Here is a 26,749-nt window from a genome sequence, read left to right on the forward strand (position 1 = left end):
CCGCTCACCCCCGTACCCCCTGCGCGGCACGCACCCGCCGGACGCGGCGCAGCAGGACCCGTACCGCCCTCGCGACGCGTCCCCGCGACGCGACGTCACGCGGCTCCGGCGACGCGACGTGGTGCCCAACCGACGCGACGTCACGCGGCCCGGACGACGCGACATCGCGCGACCCGGACTCGGCGTCACGTGACCCGCCCGACGCGACGTCACGCGGCGTCGGTGCCCCGTCCCGCCGCCCCGTCGCGCCGCGCTCCCGTGCCGCCCGGCGGCGCGTCGTCCGCGCGTGCCGCGCCGCCGCGACCGCCTCCCTCGTCAGCACCTCCGCGCGGGCCTCGGCGCGCAGTTGCGCCGCCCGCGTCCGGTACGTCTCGTAGTCGTAGCCCCACATGTGCGCCCCCTGGACCGTGCCGCGGCGCTTCTCGCCGCGGCGTGGTGCCAGCCTCCGCGCTGAGGCGGGGGCGACGCGTCGGCCGATCGCCCACGACGCGCCGTGCGGGGGCCTCAGCGCGTGCGGCGCGGGGCCTTACGCACGGCGCCCGGAGGGCTTAGGCGCGCGTTACGCCGTCCTTCGGCGCGTCCCACTCGTGGGCCAGGACGGCCCACCCCTCCATGTCGTGGCGCACCCCGCCCCTCGGGTTGCTCTCCCTGTGGACCGCCTCGCGCGTCATCCCGAGGCGTCGGGCGACGGCGGTGCTCGCGGTGTTCCCGGCGGCGGCCCACCACTCGACGCGGTGCATGCCGCGCTCGTGGAAGGCCCAGTCGGCGAGGACGCGGCAGGCGCGCGTGACGAGGCCGCGTCCCGTACCGGCGGGTTCCAGCCAGCAGCCGATCTCGCAGACGCCGGTCGCGGCGTCGAAGACGCGGAAGAGGACGCCGCCGACGAGCGTGCCCCCTCCCGACCGCTCGCAGCCGGTCCAGATCCCGTAGAGGTAGCCCTCGTCGGCGGCGCGCTTGGTCGCGTACCTGTGCAGCAGGTCGCGCGCGGTGTCCTCCGAGACGACCGCGTCGACGAAACCTATGTAGGTGCCGATGAAGTCGCGGCCGCGTTCGACGTGGGCGAGGAACTCGGCGGCGTGCCAGGTCTCCAGGGGCCGCAGCTCCGCGCCCTCGGGGCCGAGCGGAATGGCGAACAAGGTGCCTCCAGGGTGGGGCGGGGCCGGTCAGCCGGCCCGTACCCGGTCGTCCTCGTGGACGGGCGCTTCCGCGCGCCCGCTCCCGTCCGCCGGAGACGGACGGGGCACGACTCTAGAGGCGGCGTCCTCGTCCGACACCGGCTTTTCGATCGTGAGCCGGGGCAGCCACCGGTCGAGCCACTTCGGCAGCCACCAGTTCGCACCACCGAGCATGTGCATGAGCGCGGGCACGAGCAGGGTCCGTAGGACGAAGGCGTCGAGGGCGACGGCGACGGCGAGCGCGATGCCGAACATCGAGATGACGCGGTCGCCGGAGAGGACGAAGGCGAGGAAGACGGAGATCATGATGACGGCCGCCGAGTTGATGACGCGGCTCGTCTCGGCGAGTCCGACGCGTACCGCGCGGCGGTTGTCGCCGGTCTCGCGCCACTCCTCGTACATCCGGCTGACGAGGAAGACCTGGTAGTCCATCGAGAGCCCGAAGAGCACCGAGACCATGATCACCGGGAGGAAGGGCTCGATGGGCCCGGAGGCGCCGAGGCCGAGCAGTTCGCTGCCCCAGCCCCACTGGAACATCGCGACGACGACGCCGAAGGCCCCGCCGACGGCGGCGATGTTCATGACGGCGGCCTTGAGGGGGATCGCGAGCGAGCGGAAGGCGAGCAGCAGCAGGACGGAGCCGAGGGCGACGACGATGCCGATGAACATCGGCATCTTCCCGACGATGAGCCGGGCGAAGTCGTCGTACCCGGCCGTGACGCCGCCGACCGCGACGTCGAGCGAGGTGCCGCTCTCGGCGCGCGGCAGCACGTCGTCGCGCAGCCGCTCGACGAGCGCGCTGGTCTGCTTGGACTGCGGCGAGGAGCCGGGCACGACGGTGAGGTACGCGGCGTCGCCGCGCTGGTCGTACGTGACGGGGCTGACGGAGGCGACGCCCCGGACATCGGCGAGGTCGGCGTGGAGCCGGTCGAGCGCGAGGCGGTCCTGCGCGCCGTCGACGTGCGTGACGAGGGTGAGCGGCCCGTTGGCGCCGGGCCCGAAGCCGGAGCCCTCGCCGCCGTCGCCCGCGAGGAGGTCGTACGCCTTGCGCGTCGTGGACGTAGCGGGGTTGTTGCCCTGGTCGGAGGTGCCGAGGTGGAGGGAGAAGGTGGGCAGGGCGAGGAGCGCGACCACGGCGACGGCGCCCGCGCCGAGGAGCCGCGGATGCCGTTCGACGAACGCCGACCAGCGCGCCGCGAAGCCGCTCGGCGTCTCCGGCTCGGGCCCGCGCTCCGCGAGCCGGTGCCGCTCGCGGCGGCTGAGGGCGCGGGGGCCGGTGTACGAGAGGAGCGCGGGCAGCAGCGTGACGGAGGCGGCGACGGTGAGCAGGACGGTGAGCGCGGCGGCGATCGCGACGCCGTTGAGGAAGGAGAGCCGCAGGACGAGCATCCCGAGCAGGGCGATGCACACGGTGGCCCCGGCGAACACGACGGCGCGCCCGGTCGTCGCCGTCGCGTCGACGGCGGCCTTGTCGGGCTCGGCGCCGCGCCGCAGGGCTCTGCGGTGGCGCGTGACGATGAAGAGCGCGTAGTCGATGCCGACGCCGAGGCCGACGAGCATCCCCAGCATGGGCGCGAAGTCGGCGACGGTCATGGCGTGGCCGAGGAGCGTGATGGCGCTGTAGGCGGTGCCGACGGCGACGAGCGCGGTCGCGATGGGCAGGAGGCTCGCGAGGAGCGAGCCGAAGGCGAGGAAGAGGACGACGGCGGCCACGCCGACGCCGATGGCCTCGCTCAGGTGGAGCCCGGAGGATTCGGTGGCGGCGACGGCGCTGCCGCCCAGTTCGACCTGGAGGTCGGGGCCCGCCGCGTCCCGCGCGGTGTCGACGACGGCTCGCGCCTGTCCGGCGGGCAGGTCGTCGGCGGACTTGTCGAAGGTGACGGTGGCGTACGCGGTGTGCCCGTCGGCGCTGATGCCGCCGCCTTCGCCGGTGCCCTGGTAGGGGCCCGCGACGCCGGAGACGCCGGGCAGGTCCGCGAGGTCGTCGAGGGTGCGGCCCATCGTCTGCTCGACGGCGGCGGCACGGACCGAGCCCTCGTCGGTGTGCCACACGACGGTGTCGCTGTCGCCCGCGAGCCCGGGGAAGTTCTCCTCCAGGAGCCGCGTCGCGCGGCCGGACTCGGTGCCGGGGGCGTCGTAGTTGTTCGAGTACGCGGAACCGGCGAGCAGCCCGCCCACCGCGGTGCCCGCGAGCACCACGAACCACAGGACGACGGTGAGAAGACGGTGCTTGACGCACCAGCGGGCGAGTGCTGCCACGGACGGCTCCCTGGGGGCTTCGTGGACGTGCGGAGGGAGCCACATGGCGCGATCGCGACTGCGGACGCCATGGGGGCAGGCCCCGAAACCGGCCTGGGGCGGGCGGTTTCGGACACTGTGGCAGCAAAACCTGATCGTTTGACCGTTTCGTGTGCGGCCTCACAGGGACTTATTCCCGCCCTACGAGACTTTTTCAGGACGGGGAACTCATCGTCACCCGGAGGGCGCACACCCGTACACCCGAAACCACGCAAGGGGCACCCGGACACCCGGACGAGGCCGAGCCGGGTGCACATCCGTACACCGAATCGGAACGGGCCGGGTGAGTGCACACGTGTACACCAAAGGGGCGGCTCCCCACCTCTCAGTGGGAAACCGCCCCCTTACCGCCCTCGCCGACCCGCGGAGGGGTCGGTTGGCCGGTTGTTACTCGCTCACGCCCAGCTTCTCCAGGATGAGCTGCTTGACCCGGGCCGCGTCGGCCTGGCCGCGGGTCGCCTTCATGACGGCGCCGACGAGCGCGCCGGCCGCGGCGACCTTCCCGGCGCGGATCTTGTCGGCGATGGCCGCGTTGCCCGCGATGGCCTCGTCCACGGCGGTGCCGAGGGCGCCCTCGTCGGAGACGACCTTGAGGCCGCGCTTCTCGACGACGGTGTCGGGGTCGCCCTCACCGGCCAGCACGCCGTCGATGACCTGACGGGCGAGCTTGTCGTTGAGGTCGCCCGCGGCCACGAGCACGGTGACGCGCGCGACCTGCGCGGGGGTGATGGGCAGCTCGTCGAGCGCGCGACCGGACTCGTTGGCGTTACGCGCCAGCTCGCCCATCCACCACTTGCGGGCCTGGTCGGCGGGGGCCCCGGCGTCGATCGTCGCGACGATCGGGTCGAGGGCTCCCGCGTTGAGCATCGACTGCATCTCGTGCGCGCCGACGCCCCACTCCTCGCGGAGCCGGTTGCGGCGGGCGAGCGGCAGCTCGGGCAGTTCGCCGCGCAGCTCCTCGACCCACTCCTTCGGCGGGGCCACGGGCACGAGGTCGGGCTCCGGGAAGTACCGGTAGTCCTCCGCGTTGTCCTTGATCCGCCCGGAGGTGGTGGAGCCGTCCTCCTCGTGGAAGTGGCGGGTCTCCTGCACGATCGTGCCCCCGGAGGAGAGCACGGCGGCGTGCCGCTGGATCTCGTAGCGGGCGGCGCGCTCGACGGAGCGCAGCGAGTTGACGTTCTTCGTCTCGCTGCGGGTGCCGAGCGGCGTGGTCCCGTTGGGGCGCAGCGACAGGTTCACGTCGCAGCGCATCTGCCCCTTGTCCATCCGCGCCTCGGACACGCCGAGGGAGCGGATGACCTCGCGCAGCTCGGCGACGTAGGCACGGGCGACCTCGGGGGCACGCTTCCCGGCTCCCTCGATCGGCTTGGTGACGATCTCGATGAGGGGGATGCCTGCGCGGTTGTAGTCGAGCAGCGAGTGCGAGGCGCCGTGGATGCGCCCGGTGGCGCCGCCGATGTGGAGGGACTTGCCGGTGTCCTCCTCCATGTGGGCGCGCTCGATCTCCACGCGGAAGACGCTGCCGTCCTCCAGCTGCACGTCGAGGTAGCCGTCGAAGGCGATGGGCTCGTCGTACTGGGAGGTCTGGAAGTTCTTCGGCATGTCCGGATAGAAGTAGTTCTTCCGGGCGAAGCGGCACCACTCGGCGATCGAGCAGTTGAGCGCGAGACCGATACGGATCGCGGACTCGACGCCGACGGCGTTGACCACCGGGAGGGCCCCGGGCAGGCCGAGGCAGGTGGGGCAGGTCTGCGCGTTGGGCTCGGCGCCCTGAGCGGCGGAGCACCCGCAGAACATCTTGGTCCTGGTGCCGAGCTCGACATGGACCTCCAGGCCCATGACGGGGTCGTAGGACGCGAGGGCGTCCTCGTACGGCACCAGGTCAGCGGTGACGGTCACGGTGAAACTTTCCCTCTCAGCCCAGCAGGACGTCGTCGTCACCGAGGCGCTTCAGCTCCCGGTAGAGGATGGCGAGCCCGGTGATGATGCCTGCGCCGGTCACGACGGCGTCGATCAGGCGCAGCTTGTCGCCATCGGTGCGGGCGCGCTTGACCTGCTTGACGACGTTGATCGCGCCGAAGGCGGTGGTGCCGATCGACACGTAGGTGCCGGTCTTGGACTTCTTGAAACCCTTGGCCTTGCTCAGTGCGTTGCTCACAGCGACGGTGCCTCCTCAAGCAGCGGGTGCCCCCAGCGTTCCACGAAAGCGGCCTCGACGGCGGCTCCGACCTTGTAGAGGCGCTCGTCCTTCATCGCCGGGGCGACGATCTGGAGCCCGACCGGGAGCCCGTCCTCCGGCGCGAGGCCGCAGGGCAGGGACATCGCGGCGTTGCCCGCGAGGTTCGCCGGGATGGTGCACAGGTCGGCGAGGTACATCGCCATCGGGTCGTCGCTGCGCTCACCGATCGGGAAGGCGGTGGTGGGCGTGGTGGGCGAGACGATGACGTCGACCTGCTCGAAGGCGCGCGCGAAGTCCTGCGTGATGAGCGTGCGGACCTTCTGCGCGGAGCCGTAGTACGCGTCGTAGTAGCCCGAGCTGAGCGCGTACGTACCGAGGATGACGCGCCGCTTGACCTCGGGCCCGAAGCCCTCGCCGCGTGTGATCGCGGTGACGTCCTCGGCCGAACGGGTGCCGTCGTCGCCCACGCGCAGCCCGTACCGCATGGCGTCGAAGCGCGCGAGGTTCGAGGAGCACTCGGAGGGGGCGATGAGGTAGTACGCGGAGAGCGCGAGGTCGAAGGACGGGCAGTCCAGCTCGACGATCTCGGCGCCCAGCTCCTTGAGCAGTTCGACGGACTCGTCGAAGCGCTGCACGACACCGGCCTGATAGCCCTCGCCGCGGAACTGCTTGACGACGCCGACGCGCATCCCGACGACGCCGCCGTTGCGCGCCGCCTCGACGACGGGCGGCACGGGGGCGTCGATGGAGGTGGAGTCGAGCGGGTCGTGGCCCGCGATCACCTCGTGGAGGAGGGCCGCGTCCAGGACCGTACGGGCGCAGGGGCCGCCCTGGTCGAGGGAGCTGGAGAAGGCGACCATGCCGTAGCGCGAGACGCCGCCGTAGGTCGGCTTGACGCCGACGGTGCCGGTGACGGCGGCGGGCTGGCGGATGGAGCCGCCCGTGTCGGTGCCGATCGCGAGCGGCGCCTCGAAGGAGGCGAGCGCGGCGCTGGAGCCGCCGCCGGAGCCACCCGGGATGCGGGTGAGGTCCCAGGGGTTGCCGGTGGGACCGTAGGCGCTGTTCTCGGTGGAGGAGCCCATCGCGAACTCGTCCATGTTGGTCTTGCCGAGGATGACGACGTCGGCGTCCTTGAGGCGCCGGGTGACGGTCGCGTCGTACGGCGGGATCCAGCCCTCCAGGATCTTCGAGCCGACCGTCGTGGGCACGCCCTCGGTCGTGAAGATGTCCTTGAGCGCGAGCGGCACGCCGGCGAGCGGGCCGAGCTTCTCGCCCCGGGCGCGCTTCTCGTCGACGGCGCGGGCCTGCGCGAGCGCGCCCTCGCGGTCGACGTGGAGGAAGGCGTGGACCTTCTCGTCCACGGCCTCGATCCGGGCGAGGTGGGCCTCGGTGACCTGGACGGCGGTGAGTTCGCCGGAGGCGATCTTCTCCGCCGTCCGGGCGGCGGTGAGCCTGATGATGTCGGTCATCGCGTCAGTCCTCCCCGAGGATCTGGGGAACCTTGAATCGCTGCTGCTCCTGCGCGGGGGCCCCGGAGAGCGCCTGCTGGGGGGTGAGCGAGGGTCGGACCTCGTCCGCGCGCATGACATTGGTCAGCGGCAACGGGTGAGAGGTCGGCGGTACGTCCTGGTCGGCGATCTCGGAGACGCGGGCCACCGCGCCGAGAATGTCGTCCAGCTGTCCTGCGAAGTGCTCCAGCTCCTCCGCGGACAGCTCCAGGCGCGCCAGCCGTGCGAGGTGAGCTACCTCCTCGCGCGTAATGCCAGGCATGCGGCGATCCTTCTGGGGTCTCGGTTCATGGACTACGGGGGCAATCCTATGGCCGAGCGGGAGGGCGGTGGGGCGGGGCGGGGGTGGGATGGGGGTGGGGCGGGGAGGCGCGCGCCCGTACGCGAGGTGAGCGCAGCCCCCGCCCTCCCAGGGGGGCACCCCGTAACCAGTCTTCCAGCCCCCGCACCCCTCCCCGCACCAATCCACCGAATCTGTGGATAACTTCGCCTTTCCCGAAAAACCTCTCACTCTTGCAGGTGGCGGGCGTTCCCGGCGTGGGGCACGGGCCGCCGAGATGTGTCACTGTGGGCCCAGCGCGAGGACCGGTGCCTCACCCAGCACCAAGCACCATTGCTCCGTCAGCCCCCACCGCCTGCCGCATGCCGCACGCAGGGGGCGACGAGGGTTACCGGTCTCACCCCGCCGCGGTTCCCCCTCCCCGGACCTGCGGCGGGCACGCCGCCCGAGGTTCCAGGCGGCGGGCCGCGCCACGTGCACGCAGCCAGGCGGTGGTCTCCTCCGGGGGCATCGCGGCCGAGACCAGCCAGCCCTGGACCGCGTCACAACCGAGGTCTCGCAGCCTCTCCCACGTCTCGTCGTCCTCGACGCCCTCGGCGACGACGACGAGACCCAGGGAGTGGGCGAGATCCACGGTGCACCGCACGATCTCGGCATCCTCGGTGTCGATGGCGAGGCGGGCGACGAACGAGCGGTCGATCTTCAGCTCGCTCACGGGGAGGCGGCGCAGGTGGACAAGGGAGGAGTAACCCGTGCCGAAATCGTCGAGGGACATCTTCACGCCGTGCCCGGTGAGGCCGGCGAGAGTGTCCGCCGCACGCTGGGGGTCTTCGAGGAGTACGTGCTCGGTGATCTCCAGTTGAAGGGCGCCCGGCGGGACGCCGTGCCGCGCGAGGCGTCCCGCGACGGCTCCCGCGAAGCCCGGGGTGTGGACGTCACGGGGAGAGACGTTCACCGCGACAGGGACGTAGAGCCCCTGCGCGCGCCACCGTGCGACCTGGGCGAGCGCGGTCTCCAGCACGTACTCCGTGAGGTACGGCATGAGGCCGCTGCTCTCGGCGATGGCGATGAACTCGTCCGGCGGCACCTTCCCGCGCTCCGGGTGCACCCAGCGCACGAGTGCCTCCAGGCCCGCGACTTCGCCGTCGAAACGGACCTTCGGCTGGTAGTGCAGCTCGACGTCGCCGGTGTCGAGGGCACGGCGCAGGTCGCCCAGGAGGCCCAGCCGGTCAGGGGTGTTGGAGTCGCGTTTCGACTCGTAGACCTCGACGCCGGTGCGATCGCGCTTGGCCTGGTACATCGCCACGTCCGCGCGGCGCAGCAGCCCTTCCGCGTCGAGCGCGTGGTCGGGGAAGACGGCCACGCCGGCGCTGGCCTCCAGGACGAGGGTCAGCCCGTCGAGGTCGAGGGGGGAGCCGAGTTCGCCGACCAGGCGGCGGGCGAGGCGCTGGGCGGAGGTGGTCGAGTCGGCGGCGGGAAGGAGTATCGCGAACTCGTCCCCGCCCAGCCGGGCGGCCTCCGCCTCGCGGGGCAGTGAGACCCGCAGCCGTTCGGCGACCTGGAGGAGGAGGCGGTCGCCCGCGAGATGACCGAGTGTGTCGTTGACGGAACGGAAACGATCGAGGTCGATCAGAAGGAGCGCGGTCCGGCCGCCCTCCCGTTCGGCGGCGTCGAGCGCGGTCCAGATGCGTTCGAGGAGCCACTGCCGGTTGGGCAGTCCGGTAAGCGGATCGCGCAGTTGTTCTTCAGCCCGAGCGTGCGCCATCCAAAGAGAGGTGTCGAGAGCGTAGAGGGGGATGGCGAACAGGGGTAGCAGAAAGGGCCGGTAGGCGGCGACGACGCAGATGAGGGGGGCGATCCCGAGCAGGGCGACAGCGACAAGGAATTGCCGGTTCACCGCGGTACGCGTCGCGGTGGGCAGGCGCGGGGACCGGGGGGTGTTCAGCAGCCACAGCAGGACGCGCGTGACCAGGAGGTAGGCGAGGCCCGTGAGGAGGAGTTCGGGGAGGGTGTAGAGGTCCCAGCGTTCGGGGTGCCAGGGCTGCTCGACGCTCGGCGTGACGCCGCAGGCGGCGAGCGCGAGGGCCCCGGCGACGGTGCCGAGGATGTCGACGGCACCGTGCAGAACGCCTCGGCGCCAGCGGTGCCGGCGGGCCAGGCCGACGAGCACGACGACGGTGAGGCTCACGAGGACGGCGGGCAGCCACCCGTACAGCAGCAGGACGGCGAGGGTGAGCGCGGCGCCCGAGCCTGTGCCGCCCCACCAGCGGTCCCTGCCGAGGGCGACGAGGTGCCCGACGATGAGGCCGGTGAGCACGGCAAGGGACCAGCCGTCGACACCCCCGGGGAAGAGTCCGTGCCGAGTGCCGAGGGCGCGCACGACGCCCGTACCGAGGAGCGCGGCGGCGAGTGCCACGACGGCCGCCGGCAGCGCGGGCAGCCCCCGCCCGGACGCCGCCCCGGCCCCCCTCGGTGGGCTCCCGTACGCGCTTCCCGCCCCGCCGCCGGTGCCACCACCGCGCACGCCGCCGGATATGCCTCCGTACGTTCCCGAGCCTCCGCCCTCGGCCTGGTTCACCAGCGCCCGCGCCCCGCCCTTGGCCCCACGCGCTCCGCGCCGCGCCCGAGGCGTGTCGACCCCGTTTCCACGCGCCGAGGACTTCCGCTCAGCCCCTACGGCTTGAGGTTCACGCGCCGCCGACTCGCCACTACCCGCCGCCGATTCGGACCCGCGCCCGGCCGAAGCCCCGTGCACCGCCGACGCGGAGCCACGCCCCGCCGAATCAGACCCATGCCCGGCCGCCTCGGAGCCACACCCGGCCGACGCGGCATCAGGTACCGCCAACTCAGCCCCGCGTACCGGCGACTCCGGTCGTCCACGTGCCGCGGCCCCCGCATCGGCTCGTCCGCCGCCGTGTAGATCCGAGGCGTCGGCCGCGAGCCGCTGCCGCTCCGTTCCCCGCAATGACCCCGCTCCTCCGGCAGGCTGTGCCGGGCGGTGCGGGAGAGAGGGGCGAGGGGTCGGACCCTCGGGTGGGTCGGGGGCGTCGGTGGGGGTGGCGGGCCCGGGGGGTGCGGGCGGTGGGGTGCGGGTGGGAGGCAGGGGGTCCCTTCCGGCGAGCGTGCGCAGTCTTCGCAGGGCTTGGCGCATGCGCTGCCGCAGCCTGGAGACTGGGGCGACGCTCTCGGTCGGTTCCATTCCCGTCCCTCTCACCACCGGCGGTACCCGTACCCCGGCCCGAAGCCTTCGGTGCGGAGCCCCCCGTTCCGGCCTCGCGGGCGGAGACGGCGGGCGCGCCAGTCCACACTAGGCCGCGAAGGGCCTCCTGGGGCAGGCGTAGCACGGGGTTGCCCGAATGCGCCCCGGCCTTACGGATGCGTCTGGTATGCGCCGAACGGGCGGAGCTTCACCCGCGTTCCGGCCATCCGCGACGGCGCGCGAGGCGCCGGTCAACCGCCCGCCGGGCGCCGTTCGTTCCCGTACGGGCGAGCCCGCGCACACCGCCCGAGCGCCCCGGCGCACGGCCCGTTCCGCGCCCCTCCCCCGCGGCACGGCGTGGGGGCTCCCCGCCACCCCCCAGGGCCCTCAGCGGCCTCAGCGTCCCCCGCAGCCCCAAGCCGCCCGCCGCCCCGCCGTCGCCGCGCTCAACTCCTACGCTTCCTGCCCTTCCTGTTCGCCCCGCTCCCCCGGCTCCCCCTGCTCCTCGTTCTCCTCGGCCGGTCTGACCGCCGCCTCCGTGGCTGCCTCCGGTCCCTCTTCCAGGAGGATCGCGAAGCCGTCCTCCTCCAGGACCGGGACCTTCAGCGACAGTGCCTTGTCGTACTTGGAGCCGGGGTTGTCGCCGACGACGACGAACGAGGTCTTCTTCGAGACCGAGCCCGTCACTTTCGCGCCGCGCGACTGGAGCGCCTCCTTCGCCGCGTCGCGGGTCCAGCGTTCCAGGGTGCCCGTGACGACGACGGTGAGACCTTCGAGCGGGCGCGGGCCGCTGTCGGTCTCGGACTCGGCGGCCTCCATGCGGACGCCCGCCGCCTTCCACTTGCGGAGGATCTCGCGGTGCCAGTCCTCCTCGTACCACTGCTTGAGCGAGGCGGCGATGGTCGGGCCGACGCCCTCGGTCTCAGCGAGTTCGCTCTCCTCGGCCGCGAAGATCCGGTCGATGGAGCGGAATTCGCGGGCGAGCGCGGCGGCGGCGACGGGGCCGACGTGGCGGACGGAGAGGCCGGTGAGGATCTGGGCGAGGGGGCGCTGCTTGGCGGCCTCGATGTTCTCCAGCATGGAGAGGGTGTTCTTCTTCGCGACGCCCTCCTTGTTGGCGAAGAAGGTGACGATCTTCTCCTCGCCGCTCGCCGGGTCGCGCTTGGGCAGCCCCGAGTCCTGGTCGAGGACGTAGGAGCGGATCGGGAGGAGTTCCTCGGCGGTGAGGTCGAAGAGGTCGCCCTCGTCGCGCACGGGCGGGTCGCTCGGCTCGATCGGCTGGGTGAGGGCGGTCGCGGCGACGTATCCGAGGTGTTCGATGTCGAGGCTCTTGCGGCCCGCGAGGTAGAAGATGCGCTCCCGCAACTGGGCAGGGCAGGAGCGCGCGTTGGGGCAGCGCAGATCGATGTCGCCCTCCTTCATCGCGCGCAGCGGTGTCCCGCACTCGGGGCACTCGGCGGGCATGACGAAGGCGCGTTCGCTGCCGTCGCGCAGGTCGACGACGGGTCCGAGGATCTCGGGGATGACGTCGCCCGCCTTGCGGAGCACGACGGTGTCGCCGATGAGGACGCCCTTCGCCTTGACGACGTCCTGGTTGTGCAGGGTCGCGAACTCGACCTCGCTGCCTGCGACGACGATGGGCTCGACGACGGCGTACGGCGTCACGCGCCCGGTGCGCCCCACACCCACGCGGATGTCGACGAGCTTGGTGTTGACCTCCTCGGGCGGGAACTTCCACGCCGTGGCCCAGCGCGGGGCGCGCGAGGTGGAGCCGAGGCGGCCCTGGAGGGGGATCTCGTCGAGCTTGACGACGACGCCGTCGATCTCGTGCTCGACGGAGTGCCGGTGCTCGCCGTAGTAGCGGATGAAGGAGCGCACGCCGTCGAGCGAGTCGACGACCTTGTTGTGCCTGGCGGTGGGCAGGCCCCACTCGTGGAGGAGTTCGTAGGCGTGCGAGAGGCGGTCGATCGTGAAGCCCTCGCGGGCGCCGATGCCGTGCACGACCATGTGGAGCGGGCGGGTCGCCGTGACCTTGGGGTCCTTCTGGCGCAGGGAACCGGCCGCCGCGTTGCGCGGGTTGGCGAAGGGCTTCTCGCCCGCGTCGACGAGGCGGGCGTTGAGCGCCTCGAAGTCCTCCATCGGGAAGTAGACCTCGCCGCGCACCTCGACCAGCTCCGGGACCCGGTCCCCGGCGAGCTGTTCGGGGATGTCCGAGATGGTCCGTACGTTCGGGGTGATGTCCTCGCCGACGCGGCCGTCACCGCGCGTCGCCGCGCGCGTGAGGCGCCCGTTCTCGTAGGTGAGGTTGACGGCGAGGCCGTCGACCTTCAGCTCGCACAGGTAGTGGTAGCCGGGCGCGCCGATCTCCTTGGCGAGCCGTTCGGCCCAGGCGGCGAGGCCCTCGTCGTCGAAGACGTTGTCGAGCGAGAGCATGCGCTCGCGGTGCTCGACGGAGGCGAAGGGCGTGAACTGCTGGTAGTCGCCCGCGACTTTCTGGGTGGGTGAGTCGGGCGTGCGGAGCTGCGGGTGCTCCTCCTCCAGCGCGGTCAGCCGGCGCAGCAACTCGTCGAACTGGGCGTCGCTGACGACGGGCTGGTCGTTGACGTAGTAGCGGTAGCGGTGCTCGTCGACCTCGCGGGCGATACGGTCGTGCTCCTCGCGCACGTCGGCGGGCACGGCGGCCTCGGTCCCGGCGCTCCCCGTCCCCGCGTCGACGGGCCCGGCGTCCTCCGCCTGTGCCGTGCTGTCCTGCGTCTTCTCGCCTGCCATCGTGCGTCCTCCCGTATCCCCGTGCGTGCCCGTGGTCACTTCGGTCCCGTCGCCCCGGTCGTCACTCCGGGTGGTCCGCGAGCGAGCGTGCGGCGCGGACGCAGTGCGCCATCGCGGCGCGGGCGTACGCGGGCGAGGCCCCCGCGAGCCCGCAGCTCGGCGTGACCACCACGGAACGCGGCAGAATCGCCGGTGAGAGCCCCAGCCTGCGCCACAACGACCTGACCCCCATGACGCTACCGGCAGGGTCCGACAATGCCGTGTCGCTGCCGGGCACGACACCCGTGAAGAGTCGCGTCCCGGCCTCGACGGCCTCCCCGATCGCCTCGTCGTCACGTTCGGTGAGCAGCGAGAAGTCGAAGGAGAGGGCGTCGGCGCCCGCCCTGCGCAGGAGGGCGAAGGGGACGTGCGGGGCGCAGGAGTGGACGACGGTCGGGCCCTCGGTGACGGCGAGGACGTCGCGCAGGGTCGACTCGACGAGCTGGCGGTCGGGGGCGCGGTGGGTGCGGTAGCCGCTCGCGGTGGGGACGGTGCCGGTGAGTACGGCGGTGAGCGAGGGTTCGTCGAGCTGGAGGACGACGGTGGCGGCGGGGACGCGGCGGCGGACGTCGGCGAGGTGCGCGCGCAGGCCCTCGGTGAGCGAGGCGGCGAGGTCGCGGACGGCGCCGGGGTCGGAGAGGGCGGCCTCGCCGCCGCGCAGCTCCAGCGAGGTGGCGAGCGTCCACGGGCCCACGGCCTGCACCTTGACGAGGCCGTCGTGGCGTTGGGTGAACTCCTCCAGCGCGTCGAGGTCCTCGCCGAGCCAGGATCGCGCGCGGCGGGTGTCGCGGCCCGGACGGTCGCTGACGCGCCAGCCGCTCGGTTCGAGGTGGGCCCAGATCTCGGCGAGGAGGCCGATGGTGCGGCCGATCATGTCCGCGCCGGGGCCTCGCGCGGGCAGCTCGGCGAGGTACGGGAAGTCCTCGAAGGAGCCGGTCGCCGCGCGGGCGGCCTCGCGGGCGTCGGTGCCGGGGAGTGAGCCGATCGCGGTGGCGGAGGGCCAGGTGAGGGAGGGCGTTGGTGCGGTCACGCGGGTAAGCGTAGGCGGGGCCGGGGGGTGCGGGTGTACGGGGACGAGCGGCGCCCCGCGCGAGGTGCGCCGCACGACGTGCGGGCCCGGCGCGAACCGGTTCCGCAAGGTCAACCGTTCCGCGCGAACCGGTTCGCGAACCGGTTCGCCGCCAGGCCGACGCGCGGCGAACGGTTCCGCACGGGACGCCTCCACGCGAACCGGTCCCGCGGAGGCGGCCCCGCACGCGCACGCACACCCGCCCCCGCTTCCGCCCGCGCGAACGGGTTCAGCCGCCGGGCCGGACCATCAGGTCCGTCACCACCGCGTCCCGCGGCAGGTCCAGGGCCGTGAGGATGGTCGTGGCGACGGATTCCGGGTCGATCCAGGCCGTGGCGTCGTACTCCTTGCCCTCCTGCTGGTGGACCTTCGCCTGCATGGACGAGGCGGTGCGGCCGGGGTAGACGGTCGTGACGCGGACGCCGTTCTCCTTCTCCTCGGCACGCAGGGAGTCGGCGAGGGCCTTGAGGCCGTGCTTCGAGGCGGCGTAGGCGGCCCACTGGGGGCTCGCGGAGAGTCCGGCGCCGGAGTTCACGAAGAGGACCTGGCCGCGCGCGGTGCGCAGTTGCGGCAGGAAGAGGCGGGTCAGCTCGGCGGGGGCGAGGAGGTTGACGTCGATCTGCTGCCGCCAGGACTTGAGGGACAGCTCGCCGACGGTGCCGAGGTCGACGACGCCCGCGACGTGGAGGAGCGCGTCGACCCGCTCGGGCAGGGTCTGGTGCGAGAAGGCCCAGGAGAGGCGGTCGGGCTCGGCGAGGTCGCCGACGAGGGTCCGGGCGCCGGGGAGGGCGGCGGCGAGTTCCTTCGCGCGGCCCGCGTCGCGGGCGAGGAGGACGAGGTCGTCGCCCCGCGCGTGGAGGCGGCGGGCCACGGCGGCCCCGATTCCGGACCCGGCCCCGGTGATCACGTACGTACTCATACGGCCATGATCGCACCGGCCCGCCACCACCGACCCGGCCACCCGGCCACCCGCCGCCCGGCCGCCACCGGAGCCCCGCCCACCGTCCGCCGCAGGGCCACCGGCTCCCCGCGCCCCCGCTCCCCCGGGCCGTTCCCCCGCAACCAGGCCGCCGGTCAGCGCTCCGTACGCCCCGCCGGAGGTCACTCAGCCGTCGTCGTCACCCGTTCAAGGTAGTCCAGCGCCGTCTCGGGGTCGTCCGTGACGTACATGAGTTCGTTGACGGGGACGGGCAGGAAGCCTTCCGCCTGCATGCGCTCGAACTGGCGGCGCAGTCCGTCGTAGAAGCCCTCGGTGTTGAGGATGACGACGGGCTTGCTGTGCATCCTGTGCTTCTTCATCTCCAGGACCTCGGTGACCTCGTCGAGGGTGCCGGTGCCGCCGACGAGGACGACGATCGCGTCGGAGCGGCCGAGGAGTTCCGCCTTGCGCTCGGCGAGGTCCTTCGTGACGAGCATCGTGTCGAGGCCCTTGCGCGCCTTGTGGGCGAGGAACTCGACCGAGACGCCGAGCAGTTCGCCGCCGCTCTCCGCGACGCCGTCCGCGACGACCTTCATGAGCCCGGTGTCGGAGCCGCCCCATACGAGGGTGTGGCCGCGGCGGCCGAGGAGTTCCGCGAAGGCGCGGGCGGGGCGGGTGTAGCGCTCGTCGAGATCGGCGGCGGACAGGAAGACGCAGATGTTCATGGGCGCCACGGTACGGCCCGCGCCACGCCGTGCGGTACGGGCCCCGCGCGTCCCGGGAACAGACGCCGCGCGGGGGAAGCTGAACGGAGGAAGGGCCGCCCGCGCCCCGGGCCCGGCGGCCGTCACAGCGAAAGGACTCCGCCATGGCAGGACACACGATCACGGTCGAGCAGGGCACGGAGCACGTGCGCGCCGTGCACGGCGGCGAGCTGCTCGCCGAGAGCCGCCGCCCGCTCGTGCTGCGCGAGACGGGCTGCCCGGTGCGGTACTACCTGCCGCCCGAGGACGTCCGCACCGCGCTCCTCGTCCCCTCGGACACGACGACGCACTGCCCCTTCAAGGGCGACGCCTCGTACTGGTCGCTCCCCGACGCCCCCGACCTCGTCTGGGCCTACGAGGAGCCCAAGGCGCAGGTCGCGGACATCAAGGGGCACTACTGCTTCTACGAGACGGAGGTACTGGCCGACTGAGCCACCCACGCGGGGAGCACGGCCGCCGGGAGGCACGCGGCAGCCGCCCCCGCCGCGGCTCAGGCGAGCGCCGTGCCCCCGGTCGTCGCGCCCGCCGGTTCCGGCTTCCGCGTCGTCGCGATCGTCGCCGAGCCGACGACGCGGGTCCCGTCGTAGAGCACGACGGCCTGTCCGGGCGCCACGCCCCGTACGGGCGCGTCGAACGCGACGCGCAGTTCGTCGCCCGCCAGCTCCGCCCGCACCTCGCACTCGCCGCCGTGCGCGCGGAGCTGCGCGGTGTAGCGACCGGCGGTGAGCGGCGCGGTGCCGCACCAGCGGGGGCGTACGGCGGTGAGCGAGGCGACGTCGAGGGACTCGCGCGGGCCCACGGTGACCGTGTTGTCGACCGGTGAGATGTCGAGCACGTAGCGCGGCTTGCCGTCGGCGGCCGGGTGGCCGATGCGCAGGCCCTTGCGCTGGCCGATGGTGAACCCGTACGCACCCTGGTGCGTGCCGAGGCGTGTGCCGCTCTCGTCGACGATGTCGCCCTCGGCGGTGCCGAGGCGGGAGGCGAGGAAGCCCTGGGTGTCGCCGTCGGCGATGAAGCAGATGTCGTGGCTGTCGGGCTTCTTGGCGACGGCGAGGCCGCGCCGTTCGGCCTCGGCGCGGATCTCGTCCTTGGTCGTCTCGGTGTCGCCGAGCGGGAACATGGCGTGCGCGAGCTGGCGGTCGTCGAGGACGCCGAGGACGTACGACTGGTCCTTGGCCATGTCGCTCGCGCGGTGCAGCTCGCGGCTGCCGTCGGGGTGGGTGAGGACGCGCGCGTAGTGGCCGGTGCAGACGGCGTCGAAGCCGAGGGCGAGGGCCTTGTCGAGGAGGGCCGCGAACTTGATCTTCTCGTTGCAGCGCAGGCAGGGGTTGGGGGTCCGTCCGGCCTCGTACTCCGCGACGAAGTCGTCGACGACGTCCTCGCGGAAGCGTTCGGCGAGGTCCCAGACGTAGAAGGGGATGCCGATGACGTCGGCGGCGCGGCGGGCGTCGCGCGAGTCCTCGATGGTGCAGCAGCCGCGGGCGCCGGTGCGGAAGGACTGCGGGTTGGCGGAGAGCGCGAGGTGCACTCCGGTCACGTCGTGCCCCGCCTCGGCGGCGCGGGCGGCGGCGACGGCGGAGTCGACGCCGCCGGACATCGCGGCGAGCACCCTGAGGGGGCGCGGGGAAGTCTCAGTCATAGCCCTTCCAGAGTACGTGCCGTGCGGGGCGCGGTTCCCCCGGGTTTTCACCGGCCGCGCCCCCGGCTCGCCGCGCGTCGTTCCGCCGCCCGCGCGGGAACACCGGTCCGTCCGCGACCGTTGACAGCGGCATGGAGGGTACGTCGGGTCGCGGACACGGGCCCCGCCTGCCGGACGGCGGCGGGCGGCTCGGCAGGCGCGCGCTGCTCGTGGGCGGCGCGGCGGCGGCCGTGGGCGCGGGGGTGCTCGCGCGCGACGAGCTGCGGCACCTGTGGTGGCGGGCGCCGGGGGTCGAGAGGTCGCGCGTCGAGGGGGCCGTGGACCAGCCGGGCGCGGAGTGGGTCGCGGCCTCGGAGGCGAACTGGCGGCGTGCGGACCGGCCGGGGGACTACGGCGTGGACCGCGTCGTGATCCATGTCGTGCAGGGCAGCTATCCGGTGGCGCTCAAGGTCTTCAAGGACCCGGCGCACGGCGCGGCGGCGCACTACGTGGTGCGCCGCGACGGTCACCTCGCGCAGACGATCCGCGAGCTGGACGTCGCGTTCCACGCGGGCAACAGGAGCTTCAACGAGCGCAGCATCGGCATCGAGCACGAGGGCTGGATCGACCGCCCGCAGGACTTCACGGACGCGATGCTGCGCGCCTCGGCGCGCCTGACCGCGTCGATATGCGCGCGGTACGGCTTCCCGCCGGACCGCGAGCACATCATCGGCCACGTCGAGGTCCCCGGCGCGGACCACATCGACCCTGGCCGGTCCTGGCCGTGGGAGAAGTACATGCGCATGGTGCGGCAGGCCCGTACGGAGGTGGAGGGGACGAAGGCGGCGGCGCGGAGGGTCTGAGGGCGGGGCGGAGGCGGTACGGGTACCGACCTCGGGCGGCACGGTGAGCGGGGACATGCTGCCCGGCTTCGGGCGGGCGCTGCACACGGTGCTGCCTTTCGCGCGCTTCCTCGACCTGACGCGCGCCGAGGCGTACTTCGGCGGGCACGGTGCGCTCGCGCCGCTCCTCGCGCTGCTCGGCTGGGCGGCGGCGGGCGCGGGCGCGCTGCTGGGCGCCGAACTGTGGACCGGCAGGTCCGCGCGACCGAAGCCGGACAAGGCGCTTCCGCCCGCGAAGACGCGGGATAGCCTCCCGGCATGATCGCCACCCTGCAGACCCAGGTGCTCAACTGCCCCGAGCCGCACGACCTCGCGGCCTTCTACGCCCGGCTGCTCGGCGGCGAGGTCGACAGGCCCGATCCCCGCTGGGCGCTCGGCGAGGATTTCGCGACGCTGCACCTCCCGGGCGGCGCGGTCCTCTCCTTCCAGCGCGACCCCCGCTTCCGGGCCGCCACCTGGCCCGACCCGGCCGTTGCGCTTCAAAGCCACCTGGACCTCGGCGTGGCCGACCTGGACGCGGCGGAGCACCTCGCCCTCACCGCAGGCGCGCGCCGCTTGACGACCCCACCCGGCATCAAGGGCTGGCGCGTCTACGCGGACCCGGCGGGACATGTGTTCTGCCTGGTGCGCGAGCGCGGCTGAGGTCCGGGGCGGATGACCCGCTGGGGGGTGAGGGGCCGGGGCCCGGCGGGGAACTCACGAGGGCTGCCCCGACAGGCAGGGATGACTGCCCCGGAAGCTCTGGCCCGGAGCGAGGCGAGGGGGTCATGGTGAAGGACGCACCTACGAAGGCGCAGAGGAGCCCGTCGCCTTGCACGCACACGAAGAACAACAGCCAGCGGGGCGAACGCCCCTGCGGCGGCCGTCGCGGCAGGCGCAAGAGCGGCCGTCCGCCCCAGACGTTCCGGGCGCGTCCGCGTCGCTCCTCGGCTTGCAGCGGGCAGCGGGCAACGCCGCCGTCGTCCGGGCGCTGTCCGGGCAGTCGGACGCCCCGGCCGTGCAGCGCGTCGCGACCACCCCCGTTCAGCGCGTCCGGGGCGACGAGTACCCGGAGGGGACGTACGGGAAGCGCGCCAAGGAGCGGAAGTACCTGGAGCAGGCCTTCGACACCGACATGGGCGGCGATCACTTCCAGGTCGAGCACGCGCACGGGTACGCGTCCACGGCACGCCATGCTCCGGTGCCCCGTAAGAGCAACACCCGGCACGAGGGCGAGATCTTCGCGTACTACGAGACGCTGGCGGCCCACCGCGAACACCGGGGCACCGGCAGCAGCGGCCAGCGCGGTTCCACGGGCATGAACAGCAGGGACTACCGCGACCGGCAGGAGGAGTACCTCCTCGACGACAACCCGTACGGGTCCCTGGAGATCAACCAGCTCGAATACGGTATGGAACCGTCCTTCCACGCGATGAGCGGGACGCGCCAGGGGAAGGCCGCGGACGCCAGCTTCAGGCGTGCGCTCAAGGCCAATCCGCGTACGCCGATCTACGACCGCGACGGCACACGGCGCCACGCCCGTTCGCTTCGTCCCGGCGAGCAGGCGCGGCTCGATCTCATGCGTGGCGAGCTACGGGATCGCGAGGAGCTTCCCTATCAGGACAAGGTGAAGGTACTGCGTGACGAGTACGGCGGCTCGCGGTTCGACGAGTACCCCACGCGGTCGCGCGGGCCGGCCGACGGCGAGGAGCTGACCGACTTCTTCGACGCGCCGCGCGAGAAGAGCAGCTCTCAGCGCAGGGCACTCAAGAGGCTGGCCAGGACGCCCTACAAGCGCGGCTACGACCTCGACCTGGACGAAGGAGGCCGTGGCCGGAGCCGGAGCCCCTTCGTCGACGACGAGGAACGCCGGGGCAGGCGGGGCAAGAGCAGGGCGCGCGACTACGACGAGCCCGGCCCGAGCAGGCGCGACAAGAGCCGGACACGTCTCGTCGAACTGGACTACGACGACGAGCGCCCCAGCAGGCGCGGCAAGAGCAGGGCACGCCCCGTCGAACTGGACTACGACGACCGCCCGAGCAGGCGCGACAAAAGCAGGGCACGCCCCGTCGAACTCGACTACGAGGACGACCGCCCCAGCCGACGCGCCAAGAGCAGGGCGCGCGTCTCCGACTGGGACGATCGGCCTCGCGGCAGCCGGTACGACGCCCCCGCGGAGGACGACTACCTGCTGAGCCAGCCCAGTGAGCCCCTCTTCGGCAGGTCCTACGACCGGTACGACGATCGGTCCTACGACCGCGACGACCGCAGGTACTACTGAGGCTGGGAGGGCAGGCGGGACGGCACGTGCGGGCCGGGTGGCGGGTGGTCTCGCCTCCCGGCCCGCGCCGTGCGTCCGGCAAGCCGCCCGGACCCGCCCGGGAGACGACGGAAGCCCCGTACCCTCCCGGGACCGGCGGAGGTCGCCGGTCGTCGGTCGCTCGGGGTTCTCCGCGCGCCCTCTGCCGTGCGCCGCTCCCCCGCCGTCTCGGCGCTCCCCCGGGGCGTCAGCTCAGCCCGGCCGTCCTGGCGCGGGTCACCACGGGGCCGATGGCCTCGGCGACCGCGTCGATGTCGGCCTCGGTGCTCGTGTGGCCGAGGGAGAAGCGGAGGGTACCGCGGGCGAGGTCGGGGGCGACGCCGGTCGCGAGGAGTACGTGGCTGGGCTGGGCGATACCGGCGGTGCACGCGGAGCCCGTCGAGCACTCGATGCCCTGTGCGTCGAGGAGCAGGAGGAGCGAGTCGCCCTCGCAGCCGGGGAAGGAGAAGTGCGCGTTGGCGGGGAGCCGGTGGACCGGGTCGCCGCCGAGGACCGCGTCGGGCACGGCGTCCCGTACCTCCTTCACGAGCCGGTCGCGCAGCGCGCCGACCTCGCGGGCGAACTCCTCCTGGCGCGCGGCGGCGAGCCGGCCCGCGACGGCGAAGGAGGCGATCGCGGGCACGTCGAGCGTCCCGGAGCGCACGTGCCGCTCCTGGCCGCCGCCGTGCAGCACGGGTACGGGGGTCAGGGCGCGGCTCAGGAGGAGCGCGCCGATGCCGTAGGGGCCGCCGATCTTGTGGCCGCTCACCGTCGCGGCGGCGAGGCCGGAGGCGGCGAAGTCGAGGGGGACCTGGCCGAACGCCTGGACGGCGTCGGCGTGCAGCGGGACGCCGTACTCGGCGGCGACGGCGGCGAGTTCGGCCACCGGCTGGAGGGTGCCGATCTCGTTGTTGGCCCACATGACCGTGGCGAGCGCGACCGACTCGGGTGCGCGCGCGATCGCCTCGCGCAGCGTCTCGGGTGCGACGCGCCCGTACGCGTCGACCGGCAGGTACTCGACGCGGGCGCCCTCGTGGCTGCCGAGCCAGTCGACGGCGTCGAGCACCGCGTGGTGCTCGACGGGGCTGGCGAGGACGCGGTCGCGGCGCGGGTCCTCGGCGCGGCGGGACCAGTAGAGGCCCTTGACGGCGAGGTTGTCGGCCTCGGTGCCGCCCGCTGTGAAGACGACCTCGCTGGGACGGGCGCCGAGCGCGTCGGCGAGCGTCTCGCGGGACTCCTCGACGACGCGGCGGGCGCGGCGGCCCGAGGCGTGCAGCGAGGAGGCGTTGCCGACGGCGGTGAGCTGGGCGTTCAGCGCCTCGACGGCCTCGGGGAGCATGGGGGTCGTCGCTGCGTGGTCGAGGTAGGCCATGGTGGCTCCGATTCTACGAGCCGTACGGGGCGTCTCGGGCCGCCCCCGATGCGCCGCCGCTCACACCGGCCCGGCGGCTGCCCCGCGGCGCGGTCCGCCCCGGCGCGCGGCCCGCCACTCACACCGGCCGCGTCCCGGCGAACCACCCGCAGCTCACACGGCTCGCGCCCCGGTCCGCCGTCCGCCGCTCACCGCTCGCCGTCCGCCGCTCACATGCTCCACGAGAGCGTCGAGTCCGCCGCCGCGAGGGCAAAGAAGACGACGAGGTCGGCGATGCCGAGGCCGAGACCGAGGAGCGCGCGCCCGCGCCGCGCGGTCCCCCGCCACAGCGCGAGGCCCGCGAGGACGAGGGCGACGGGACCGAGGACGACGTTGAGCACAAGCAGGCCGAGGAGCCCGAGCACGAAGGCGGCGACGGCCATGGCGTCGGCGTCACGCCGGGACGCGGAGGGCGCGGCGGACGTGGCGGGCTCGGTGGAGGTGGGGCGCACGACGCGTGCGAGGCGGACGAGGTGCACGGGGTGGTGGGTTCGGCGTTCCTGATCGAGGGTCTTCATGAGGTACCTCCAGGTGGTGGCTCGGCGTGCGCGGGCTCGGCGGGCGCGGGGGCTCAGCGGTGTGCCGCCCCGTGGGTGCGGCGGCGTTCGCGTACCGCGAAGACCACGAGCCAGGCGCCGATCGCGGCGCCCGCGACGAGCGAGACGGCGACCGGGACGTGGGCGACGGCGCCGAGGACGACGCCGAGCAGGAGCAGGGCCGCGACGAGGACGAGCATCCGAACCTCCTTGAGGGCCGACGGACGAAATCCGGTGAACAGTTGTGAGTACAACTGTTCACTGACTGCCCAGTCTACACATCCGGGCGCTTGGGAATTTCGGCGAACAGTTGTTGACTGGATGGCATGGATCACACCGACGCCCCCGCACCCGTCGGCGAGGCAGCCGCGTCGAACAGCAGGGCCGTGCGCAAGGAACGCACGCGCAGAGCCCTCCTGGACGCCGCGCTCGGCCTCCTCGCCGAGCAGAGCCTCAGCGGCCTCGGGCTGCGCGAGGTGACGCGCGCGGCCGGGATCGCTCCGACCGCCTTCTACCGGCACTTCCGCGACATCCCCGCCCTCGGCGTCGCCCTCGTCGACGAAGCCCTCGGCAGCCTCCACCAGGTCGTGCGGGCACTGCTCGCGGCCGGGGCGAGCGCCGAGGACCGGATCGCCGACGCGGTCGCCCTCATCGCCACGCACGTGCGCGCGTACCCGGCGCACGTGCGCTTCATCGCGCGTGAGCGGCACGGGGGCGTACGGGCCGTGCGCGAGGCGACGGACCGGGAGCTGCGCGGCTTCTCGTACGAGGTCGCGACGGGGCTCGCCGCGCAGCCGGAGTCGCGGGGCTGGACCGTCCGGGACGTCCAGATGCTCGCCGAGCTGTACGTGGACCTGCTCCTGCTCACCGCGACGTCCCTCCTGGAGACGGAGCCGGGCTCGGAGGCGGAGCGCGCGGTGCTCACGGGCGCGCGGCGGAAACTGCGCGTGGTGGCGCTGGGACGGCGCCACTGGCAGGACGAGGGCGCCTGACCGCCCGCACGCCCCGAAGCCCCGACCCCTCGCCCAAGTCCACGCCCACGCCCACCCGACGCGCGACGTCTCCCGCGCCCCTCGTCGTCACCGAGGGGACCGACGCCGCAGCCCGCGAAGCGAGCGGCACGGCGGGCGAGCGGCACTCCGCGCCGTGCGGCGTACCCCCGCGCCCCTCAGCCCGGCGCCGGCGTGTCCAGGAGCTGGGCCGCGAGTTCCTCGACGCGCTGGTGCCAGGCGGCCTGCGCGGCGGCGACGGCGGGTTCGGGGAGCGGGGGGCAGGAGTGGCTGAGGAGGAGGCGGGCGCCGTGGTCGGTGCCCGGAAGGAGTTCCCAGCGGGTGCGGCCGAGCGGGCTCCAGGCGTATTCGAGCAGGCGGGGCGCGCACAGCTCGGTGATCTCGCCCGCCGGGGTGCCGACCGTGCCGAACCCGTCCGGCGCGCGTTCGCCGCGTCGAAGGGGCGTGCCCCGCGTGAGCAGGGACCAGACCTCGTCGGCGGGGCGGACGAGCTGGCGCTCCAGGCGGATCGTGAGGCTCTCGGGGCCTTCGTCGACCGTCGAGCCCGCGAGGCCGAGGAGGCCGATGTACGCCTCGTGGAGCGCGCCGTCCGCGTCGCCCGCGTGGTCCGGCTCCTCGCCGTCGAGCACCTGCGCGAGCGCCGTGAGGCACGTGTGCCAGCCCGCCGCGTAGCTCGCCGCGCCCCGGTGGTCGTCGAAGACGTGGCGCAGGCCGAGGACGCAGGGCGCGGTGTCCGCGTCGGCGGCCCCGGCGGCGCGGTCGGGGCGCAGCGTCCAGTGCAGTTCGTGCGCGCCCCACGTGTAGCCCAGGGACCACGGCGGTACGGCGCGCAGCACCTCGCCGCCGTCGGGCGCGGTCCCGGGGAGGCGGAAGCGGACCGGGCTCGCCGCGCGGGGGCTGAGGTCGACCTCGGCGGGCATCCAGCGGGCGGTGAGGGCGGCCTCGGTGAGGGCGGCCCAGACGCGGCGCGCGGGGTGCGGGAGGCGGCGGCGCAGGTTCAGGACCGACCTGCCGTGTTCGTCGCGCGTGAGGGTGTCGGCACGCGGCTGCATACGGGCTCCCGGGGCCGGTGGCGTCTGCGAACGACCGTTTCCGGCCGCTCGCGGCAACGCTACGAGAGCGCGGGGCGGGGCGCGCGGGGGGTCCGTCCGTACGGGGACGGGGCCGCCCCGTCGCGTACGGCGGGAGCCTCAGCCCGGCTGGACGACCCGGGCGAGCTGGCGGGACTGGGCGACGAGGCGGTCGGCGCTGTCCCAGACCTCCGCATCCTCCTCCAGGAAGCCGTGGGCCAGGTTGCGCGTCGCTACGGCGACGCGGAGGGGGCCCGGGGCGGGGCGGTCGCGGACGTGGACGGTGAGTTCCACGGTGGGCATCCAGCCCATGAGGCCGAGGTCGAACGCGGTGGGCGGCAGCGCGTCCACGGCGAGCAGGAGCGAGAGCGGGTCCGGGTCGCGGCCGTCGGCGAGGCCGAACCAGGCGCGCGTCTCGCCCTTGCCCGAGGGCTGTCCGACCGCCCAGCCGATCGTGGCGGGGTCGAGCTTGAGCAGCAGCCGCTCGGTGATGGCGTTCGAGCCGGGGACGACCTTGCCGTCCGGGGCGTCCGAGGCTCCGAGGCACTGCTCGACGGGCGGCAGCACGGGCGGCTTCGCGCTGGTGCGCACCTCCGGGTCGAGGGCGTCGAGGTCCCCGTACGAGGCGAGGACGCGCAGCCGCTCGACGGGGGCGCCCTGCGCGTCGTACTGCACGAGCGTGGCCTGTCCGGTGGAGAGGGTGCGCCCGGCGCGGATCGTCTCGGTGCGGATCTCGGCGGGGCCGGGGCGCGAGGCGGTGAGGTAGTGCGCCGTGATCGAGAAGGGGTCGCCGTGCGGGAGTTCTTCACCGAGCGCGCGAGCGACGAGAGCCAGGAGGTAACCGCCGTTGACGGCGTCGAAGATGGTCCAGCCCTCGGAGAGGGTGGCGTCGAAGACGCCGGGACCGCGTCGGCTCACGGCCGTGTCGCGGTCGAACTCGCTGTTCCCGATGCTCGCCGGGGCGATTGCCTGTGCCATGGTCAGAGCCTACGCCAGGGGGCTACTGAGCGGTAGCTTTCTGTGGTACGGGGGAGGGTGGCGCCGCTCACGCGCGCTCACTCCTCGACCTCCACGGCGGCGCTGCGCCGGTTCCAGGCGCGGGGCGCGCGCCAGTCGTAGCGCAGCGCCAGCATGCGGACGACGAAGGCCGTGAGGATCGCGCCCGCCGTGGAGACGGCGTTGAGCACGTCGAAACGGATGCACAGCGCCGTGATCGCCGCCCCCGCCATCGCCGGTACGGCGTAGAGCGAGCGGTCCCAGCGCAGCAGCGAGGGCACGTCGTTGGCGAGGATGTCGCGCATGAGGCCGCCGCCGACCGCCGTCGCGAGGCCGAGCACGGCGGAGGAGACGTAGCCGAGCCCGTAGCTGTACGCCTTGATCGTGCCCGTCGCGCAGAAGAGACCGAGCCCGGCCGCGTCGAAGAGCGCGATGCCCCAGTTGATCCGCTCCACGTGCGGGTGGAGGAAGAAGACCAGGAGCGAGGCGAGGAGCGGCATCCCGAAGTAGCCGAGGTCCTGGAAGGCGGCGGGCGGGACCGCGCCGATCACGAGATCGCGCAGCACCCCGCCGCCGATCGCGGTCACCTCCGCGAGGACGACGATGCCGAAGACGTCGAAGTTCTTGCGGACCGCGAGCAGCGCCCCCGAGATGGCGAAGACGAAGATGCCGACGAGGTCGAGGACGTGCTGCACGCCCGGCGAGAAGAGTTCATGGACCACCCGGGAC

General features: G+C 73.5%; 25 protein-coding genes. 6 read left to right on the forward strand and 19 right to left on the reverse strand.

Annotated elements, in window-relative coordinates:
- Positions 1-4: 4 nt before the first annotated feature.
- From STTU_RS08490 to STTU_RS08545, 12 genes are all read right to left on the reverse strand, one after another.
- Entirely contained in the window at positions 5-391 is a 387-nt protein-coding gene (locus STTU_RS08490; RefSeq protein WP_007821789.1) for a hypothetical protein, read from the reverse strand.
- A gap of 157 nt (positions 392-548) precedes the next feature.
- Complete coding sequence (locus tag STTU_RS08495) at positions 549-1,136, reverse strand: GNAT family N-acetyltransferase (protein WP_007821790.1); 588 nt, start codon at positions 1,134-1,136, stop codon at positions 549-551.
- 27 nt (positions 1,137-1,163) lie between these two features.
- The gene (locus STTU_RS08500) at positions 1,164-3,434 is read right to left on the reverse strand and encodes an MMPL family transporter (protein ID WP_007821792.1); all 2,271 of its coding nucleotides are present in this window, start codon (positions 3,432-3,434) and stop codon (positions 1,164-1,166) included.
- 426 nt (positions 3,435-3,860) lie between these two features.
- Positions 3,861-5,372: an Asp-tRNA(Asn)/Glu-tRNA(Gln) amidotransferase subunit GatB gene (gene gatB / locus STTU_RS08505; protein ID WP_007821795.1), complete on the reverse strand. Its 1,512-nt coding sequence runs from the start codon at positions 5,370-5,372 to the stop codon at positions 3,861-3,863.
- A 16-nt stretch (positions 5,373-5,388) separates the two neighbouring features.
- The gene (locus STTU_RS08510; protein WP_009068823.1) at positions 5,389-5,631 is read right to left on the reverse strand and encodes a hypothetical protein; all 243 of its coding nucleotides are present in this window, start codon (positions 5,629-5,631) and stop codon (positions 5,389-5,391) included.
- Positions 5,628-7,121 carry an Asp-tRNA(Asn)/Glu-tRNA(Gln) amidotransferase subunit GatA gene (gatA, locus tag STTU_RS08515; protein WP_007821800.1) on the reverse strand — a complete coding sequence of 498 codons (1,494 nt, stop codon included), beginning with the start codon at positions 7,119-7,121 and terminating at the stop codon, positions 5,628-5,630. Before gatA ends, STTU_RS08510 begins: the two co-directional genes overlap by 4 nt.
- A gap of 4 nt (positions 7,122-7,125) precedes the next feature.
- The gene (gene gatC / locus STTU_RS08520; protein ID WP_007821802.1) at positions 7,126-7,422 is read right to left on the reverse strand and encodes an Asp-tRNA(Asn)/Glu-tRNA(Gln) amidotransferase subunit GatC; all 297 of its coding nucleotides are present in this window, start codon (positions 7,420-7,422) and stop codon (positions 7,126-7,128) included.
- A 415-nt stretch (positions 7,423-7,837) separates the two neighbouring features.
- A complete protein-coding gene (locus tag STTU_RS08525) occupies positions 7,838-10,018 on the reverse strand; it encodes a putative bifunctional diguanylate cyclase/phosphodiesterase (RefSeq protein WP_007821804.1) in 2,181 nt (726 codons plus the stop codon).
- A 1,074-nt stretch (positions 10,019-11,092) separates the two neighbouring features.
- Complete coding sequence (ligA, locus tag STTU_RS08530) at positions 11,093-13,408, reverse strand: NAD-dependent DNA ligase LigA (protein WP_007821806.1); 2,316 nt, start codon at positions 13,406-13,408, stop codon at positions 11,093-11,095.
- A 61-nt stretch (positions 13,409-13,469) separates the two neighbouring features.
- Positions 13,470-14,477: a methionine synthase gene (locus STTU_RS08535; RefSeq protein ID WP_043257218.1), complete on the reverse strand. Its 1,008-nt coding sequence runs from the start codon at positions 14,475-14,477 to the stop codon at positions 13,470-13,472.
- A 268-nt stretch (positions 14,478-14,745) separates the two neighbouring features.
- Positions 14,746-15,435, reverse strand: a complete 690-nt coding sequence (locus tag STTU_RS08540) for an SDR family oxidoreductase (protein ID WP_043254579.1) — start codon at positions 15,433-15,435, stop codon at positions 14,746-14,748.
- A gap of 182 nt (positions 15,436-15,617) precedes the next feature.
- A complete protein-coding gene (locus STTU_RS08545; protein WP_009068816.1) occupies positions 15,618-16,160 on the reverse strand; it encodes a TIGR00730 family Rossman fold protein in 543 nt (180 codons plus the stop codon).
- A 143-nt stretch (positions 16,161-16,303) separates the two neighbouring features.
- On the opposite strand from STTU_RS08545, the gene STTU_RS08550 reads away from it, so the two are divergent.
- Positions 16,304-16,630 carry a DUF427 domain-containing protein gene (locus STTU_RS08550; protein ID WP_007821812.1) on the forward strand — a complete coding sequence of 109 codons (327 nt, stop codon included), beginning with the start codon at positions 16,304-16,306 and terminating at the stop codon, positions 16,628-16,630.
- A 59-nt stretch (positions 16,631-16,689) separates the two neighbouring features.
- Here the strand turns inward: STTU_RS08550 and mnmA are convergent, their stop codons facing one another.
- A complete protein-coding gene (gene mnmA, locus STTU_RS08555; RefSeq protein WP_009068814.1) occupies positions 16,690-17,838 on the reverse strand; it encodes a tRNA 2-thiouridine(34) synthase MnmA in 1,149 nt (382 codons plus the stop codon).
- A 131-nt stretch (positions 17,839-17,969) separates the two neighbouring features.
- Between mnmA and STTU_RS08560 the strand changes: the two genes are divergently transcribed.
- The 4 genes from STTU_RS08560 to STTU_RS08575 all read left to right on the forward strand — a co-directional run bounded on the left by STTU_RS08560 (position 17,970) and on the right by STTU_RS08575 (position 20,979).
- Positions 17,970-18,680 carry an N-acetylmuramoyl-L-alanine amidase gene (locus STTU_RS08560; RefSeq protein WP_043254582.1) on the forward strand — a complete coding sequence of 237 codons (711 nt, stop codon included), beginning with the start codon at positions 17,970-17,972 and terminating at the stop codon, positions 18,678-18,680.
- A 43-nt stretch (positions 18,681-18,723) separates the two neighbouring features.
- The gene (locus tag STTU_RS08565; protein ID WP_234019191.1) at positions 18,724-18,981 is read left to right on the forward strand and encodes a hypothetical protein; all 258 of its coding nucleotides are present in this window, start codon (positions 18,724-18,726) and stop codon (positions 18,979-18,981) included.
- Positions 18,978-19,361, forward strand: a complete 384-nt coding sequence (locus STTU_RS08570) for a VOC family protein (protein ID WP_043254584.1) — start codon at positions 18,978-18,980, stop codon at positions 19,359-19,361. Before STTU_RS08565 ends, STTU_RS08570 begins: the two co-directional genes overlap by 4 nt.
- Positions 19,362-19,716: 355 nt before the next feature.
- A complete protein-coding gene (locus STTU_RS08575; RefSeq protein WP_007821822.1) occupies positions 19,717-20,979 on the forward strand; it encodes a hypothetical protein in 1,263 nt (420 codons plus the stop codon).
- Between the two features lie 226 nt (positions 20,980-21,205).
- Here STTU_RS08575 and STTU_RS08580 read toward each other — a convergent pair whose 3' ends face one another.
- The 3 genes from STTU_RS08580 to STTU_RS34885 all read right to left on the reverse strand — a co-directional run bounded on the left by STTU_RS08580 (position 21,206) and on the right by STTU_RS34885 (position 23,144).
- The gene (locus STTU_RS08580; RefSeq protein WP_007821824.1) at positions 21,206-22,369 is read right to left on the reverse strand and encodes a cysteine desulfurase family protein; all 1,164 of its coding nucleotides are present in this window, start codon (positions 22,367-22,369) and stop codon (positions 21,206-21,208) included.
- A 209-nt stretch (positions 22,370-22,578) separates the two neighbouring features.
- Positions 22,579-22,791, reverse strand: a complete 213-nt coding sequence (locus STTU_RS36175) for a hypothetical protein (RefSeq protein WP_050781489.1) — start codon at positions 22,789-22,791, stop codon at positions 22,579-22,581.
- Positions 22,792-22,979: 188 nt separating this feature from the next.
- A complete protein-coding gene (locus STTU_RS34885) occupies positions 22,980-23,144 on the reverse strand; it encodes a hypothetical protein (RefSeq protein ID WP_007821828.1) in 165 nt (54 codons plus the stop codon).
- A 126-nt stretch (positions 23,145-23,270) separates the two neighbouring features.
- On the opposite strand from STTU_RS34885, the gene STTU_RS08595 reads away from it, so the two are divergent.
- Positions 23,271-23,936: a TetR family transcriptional regulator gene (locus STTU_RS08595; RefSeq protein ID WP_007821830.1), complete on the forward strand. Its 666-nt coding sequence runs from the start codon at positions 23,271-23,273 to the stop codon at positions 23,934-23,936.
- Positions 23,937-24,112: 176 nt separating this feature from the next.
- Here STTU_RS08595 and STTU_RS08600 read toward each other — a convergent pair whose 3' ends face one another.
- The 3 genes from STTU_RS08600 to STTU_RS08610 all read right to left on the reverse strand — a co-directional run bounded on the left by STTU_RS08600 (position 24,113) and on the right by STTU_RS08610 (position 26,742).
- Positions 24,113-25,006, reverse strand: a complete 894-nt coding sequence (locus STTU_RS08600) for an SRPBCC domain-containing protein (RefSeq protein WP_007821832.1) — start codon at positions 25,004-25,006, stop codon at positions 24,113-24,115.
- Positions 25,007-25,144: 138 nt separating this feature from the next.
- Positions 25,145-26,002, reverse strand: coding sequence for a thioesterase family protein (locus STTU_RS08605; protein ID WP_007821833.1), 858 nt, complete (start codon positions 26,000-26,002; stop codon positions 25,145-25,147).
- Positions 26,003-26,079: 77 nt separating this feature from the next.
- A complete protein-coding gene (locus STTU_RS08610; RefSeq protein ID WP_009068804.1) occupies positions 26,080-26,742 on the reverse strand; it encodes a trimeric intracellular cation channel family protein in 663 nt (220 codons plus the stop codon).
- Positions 26,743-26,749: the final 7 nt, after the last annotated feature.

The sequence above is a fragment of the Streptomyces sp. Tu6071 genome, from assembly GCF_000213055.1.
Classification (GTDB): Bacteria; Actinomycetota; Actinomycetes; order Streptomycetales; family Streptomycetaceae; genus Streptomyces; species Streptomyces evansiae.

What these genes read in the sequence shown, in the direction of transcription:
- STTU_RS08490 (WP_007821789.1), bottom strand. Translation starts at nt 391, where the DNA reads ATGTGGGGCTACGACTACGAGACGTACCGGACGCGGGCGGCGCAACTG.
- gatA (WP_007821800.1), bottom strand. Translation starts at nt 7,121, where the DNA reads ATGACCGACATCATCAGGCTCACCGCCGCCCGGACGGCGGAGAAGATC.
- gatC (WP_007821802.1), bottom strand. Translation starts at nt 7,422, where the DNA reads ATGCCTGGCATTACGCGCGAGGAGGTAGCTCACCTCGCACGGCTGGCG.
- ligA (WP_007821806.1), bottom strand. Translation starts at nt 13,408, where the DNA reads ATGGCAGGCGAGAAGACGCAGGACAGCACGGCACAGGCGGAGGACGCC.
- STTU_RS08540 (WP_043254579.1), bottom strand. Translation starts at nt 15,435, where the DNA reads ATGAGTACGTACGTGATCACCGGGGCCGGGTCCGGAATCGGGGCCGCC.
- STTU_RS08545 (WP_009068816.1), bottom strand. Translation starts at nt 16,160, where the DNA reads ATGAACATCTGCGTCTTCCTGTCCGCCGCCGATCTCGACGAGCGCTAC.
- STTU_RS08550 (WP_007821812.1), top strand. Translation starts at nt 16,304, where the DNA reads ATGGCAGGACACACGATCACGGTCGAGCAGGGCACGGAGCACGTGCGC.
- mnmA (WP_009068814.1), bottom strand. Translation starts at nt 17,838, where the DNA reads ATGACTGAGACTTCCCCGCGCCCCCTCAGGGTGCTCGCCGCGATGTCC.
- STTU_RS08560 (WP_043254582.1), top strand. Translation starts at nt 17,970, where the DNA reads ATGGAGGGTACGTCGGGTCGCGGACACGGGCCCCGCCTGCCGGACGGC.
- STTU_RS08570 (WP_043254584.1), top strand. Translation starts at nt 18,978, where the DNA reads ATGATCGCCACCCTGCAGACCCAGGTGCTCAACTGCCCCGAGCCGCAC.
- STTU_RS08580 (WP_007821824.1), bottom strand. Translation starts at nt 22,369, where the DNA reads ATGGCCTACCTCGACCACGCAGCGACGACCCCCATGCTCCCCGAGGCC.
- STTU_RS36175 (WP_050781489.1), bottom strand. Translation starts at nt 22,791, where the DNA reads ATGGCCGTCGCCGCCTTCGTGCTCGGGCTCCTCGGCCTGCTTGTGCTC.
- STTU_RS34885 (WP_007821828.1), bottom strand. Translation starts at nt 23,144, where the DNA reads ATGCTCGTCCTCGTCGCGGCCCTGCTCCTGCTCGGCGTCGTCCTCGGC.
- STTU_RS08595 (WP_007821830.1), top strand. Translation starts at nt 23,271, where the DNA reads ATGGATCACACCGACGCCCCCGCACCCGTCGGCGAGGCAGCCGCGTCG.
- STTU_RS08600 (WP_007821832.1), bottom strand. Translation starts at nt 25,006, where the DNA reads ATGCAGCCGCGTGCCGACACCCTCACGCGCGACGAACACGGCAGGTCG.
- STTU_RS08605 (WP_007821833.1), bottom strand. Translation starts at nt 26,002, where the DNA reads ATGGCACAGGCAATCGCCCCGGCGAGCATCGGGAACAGCGAGTTCGAC.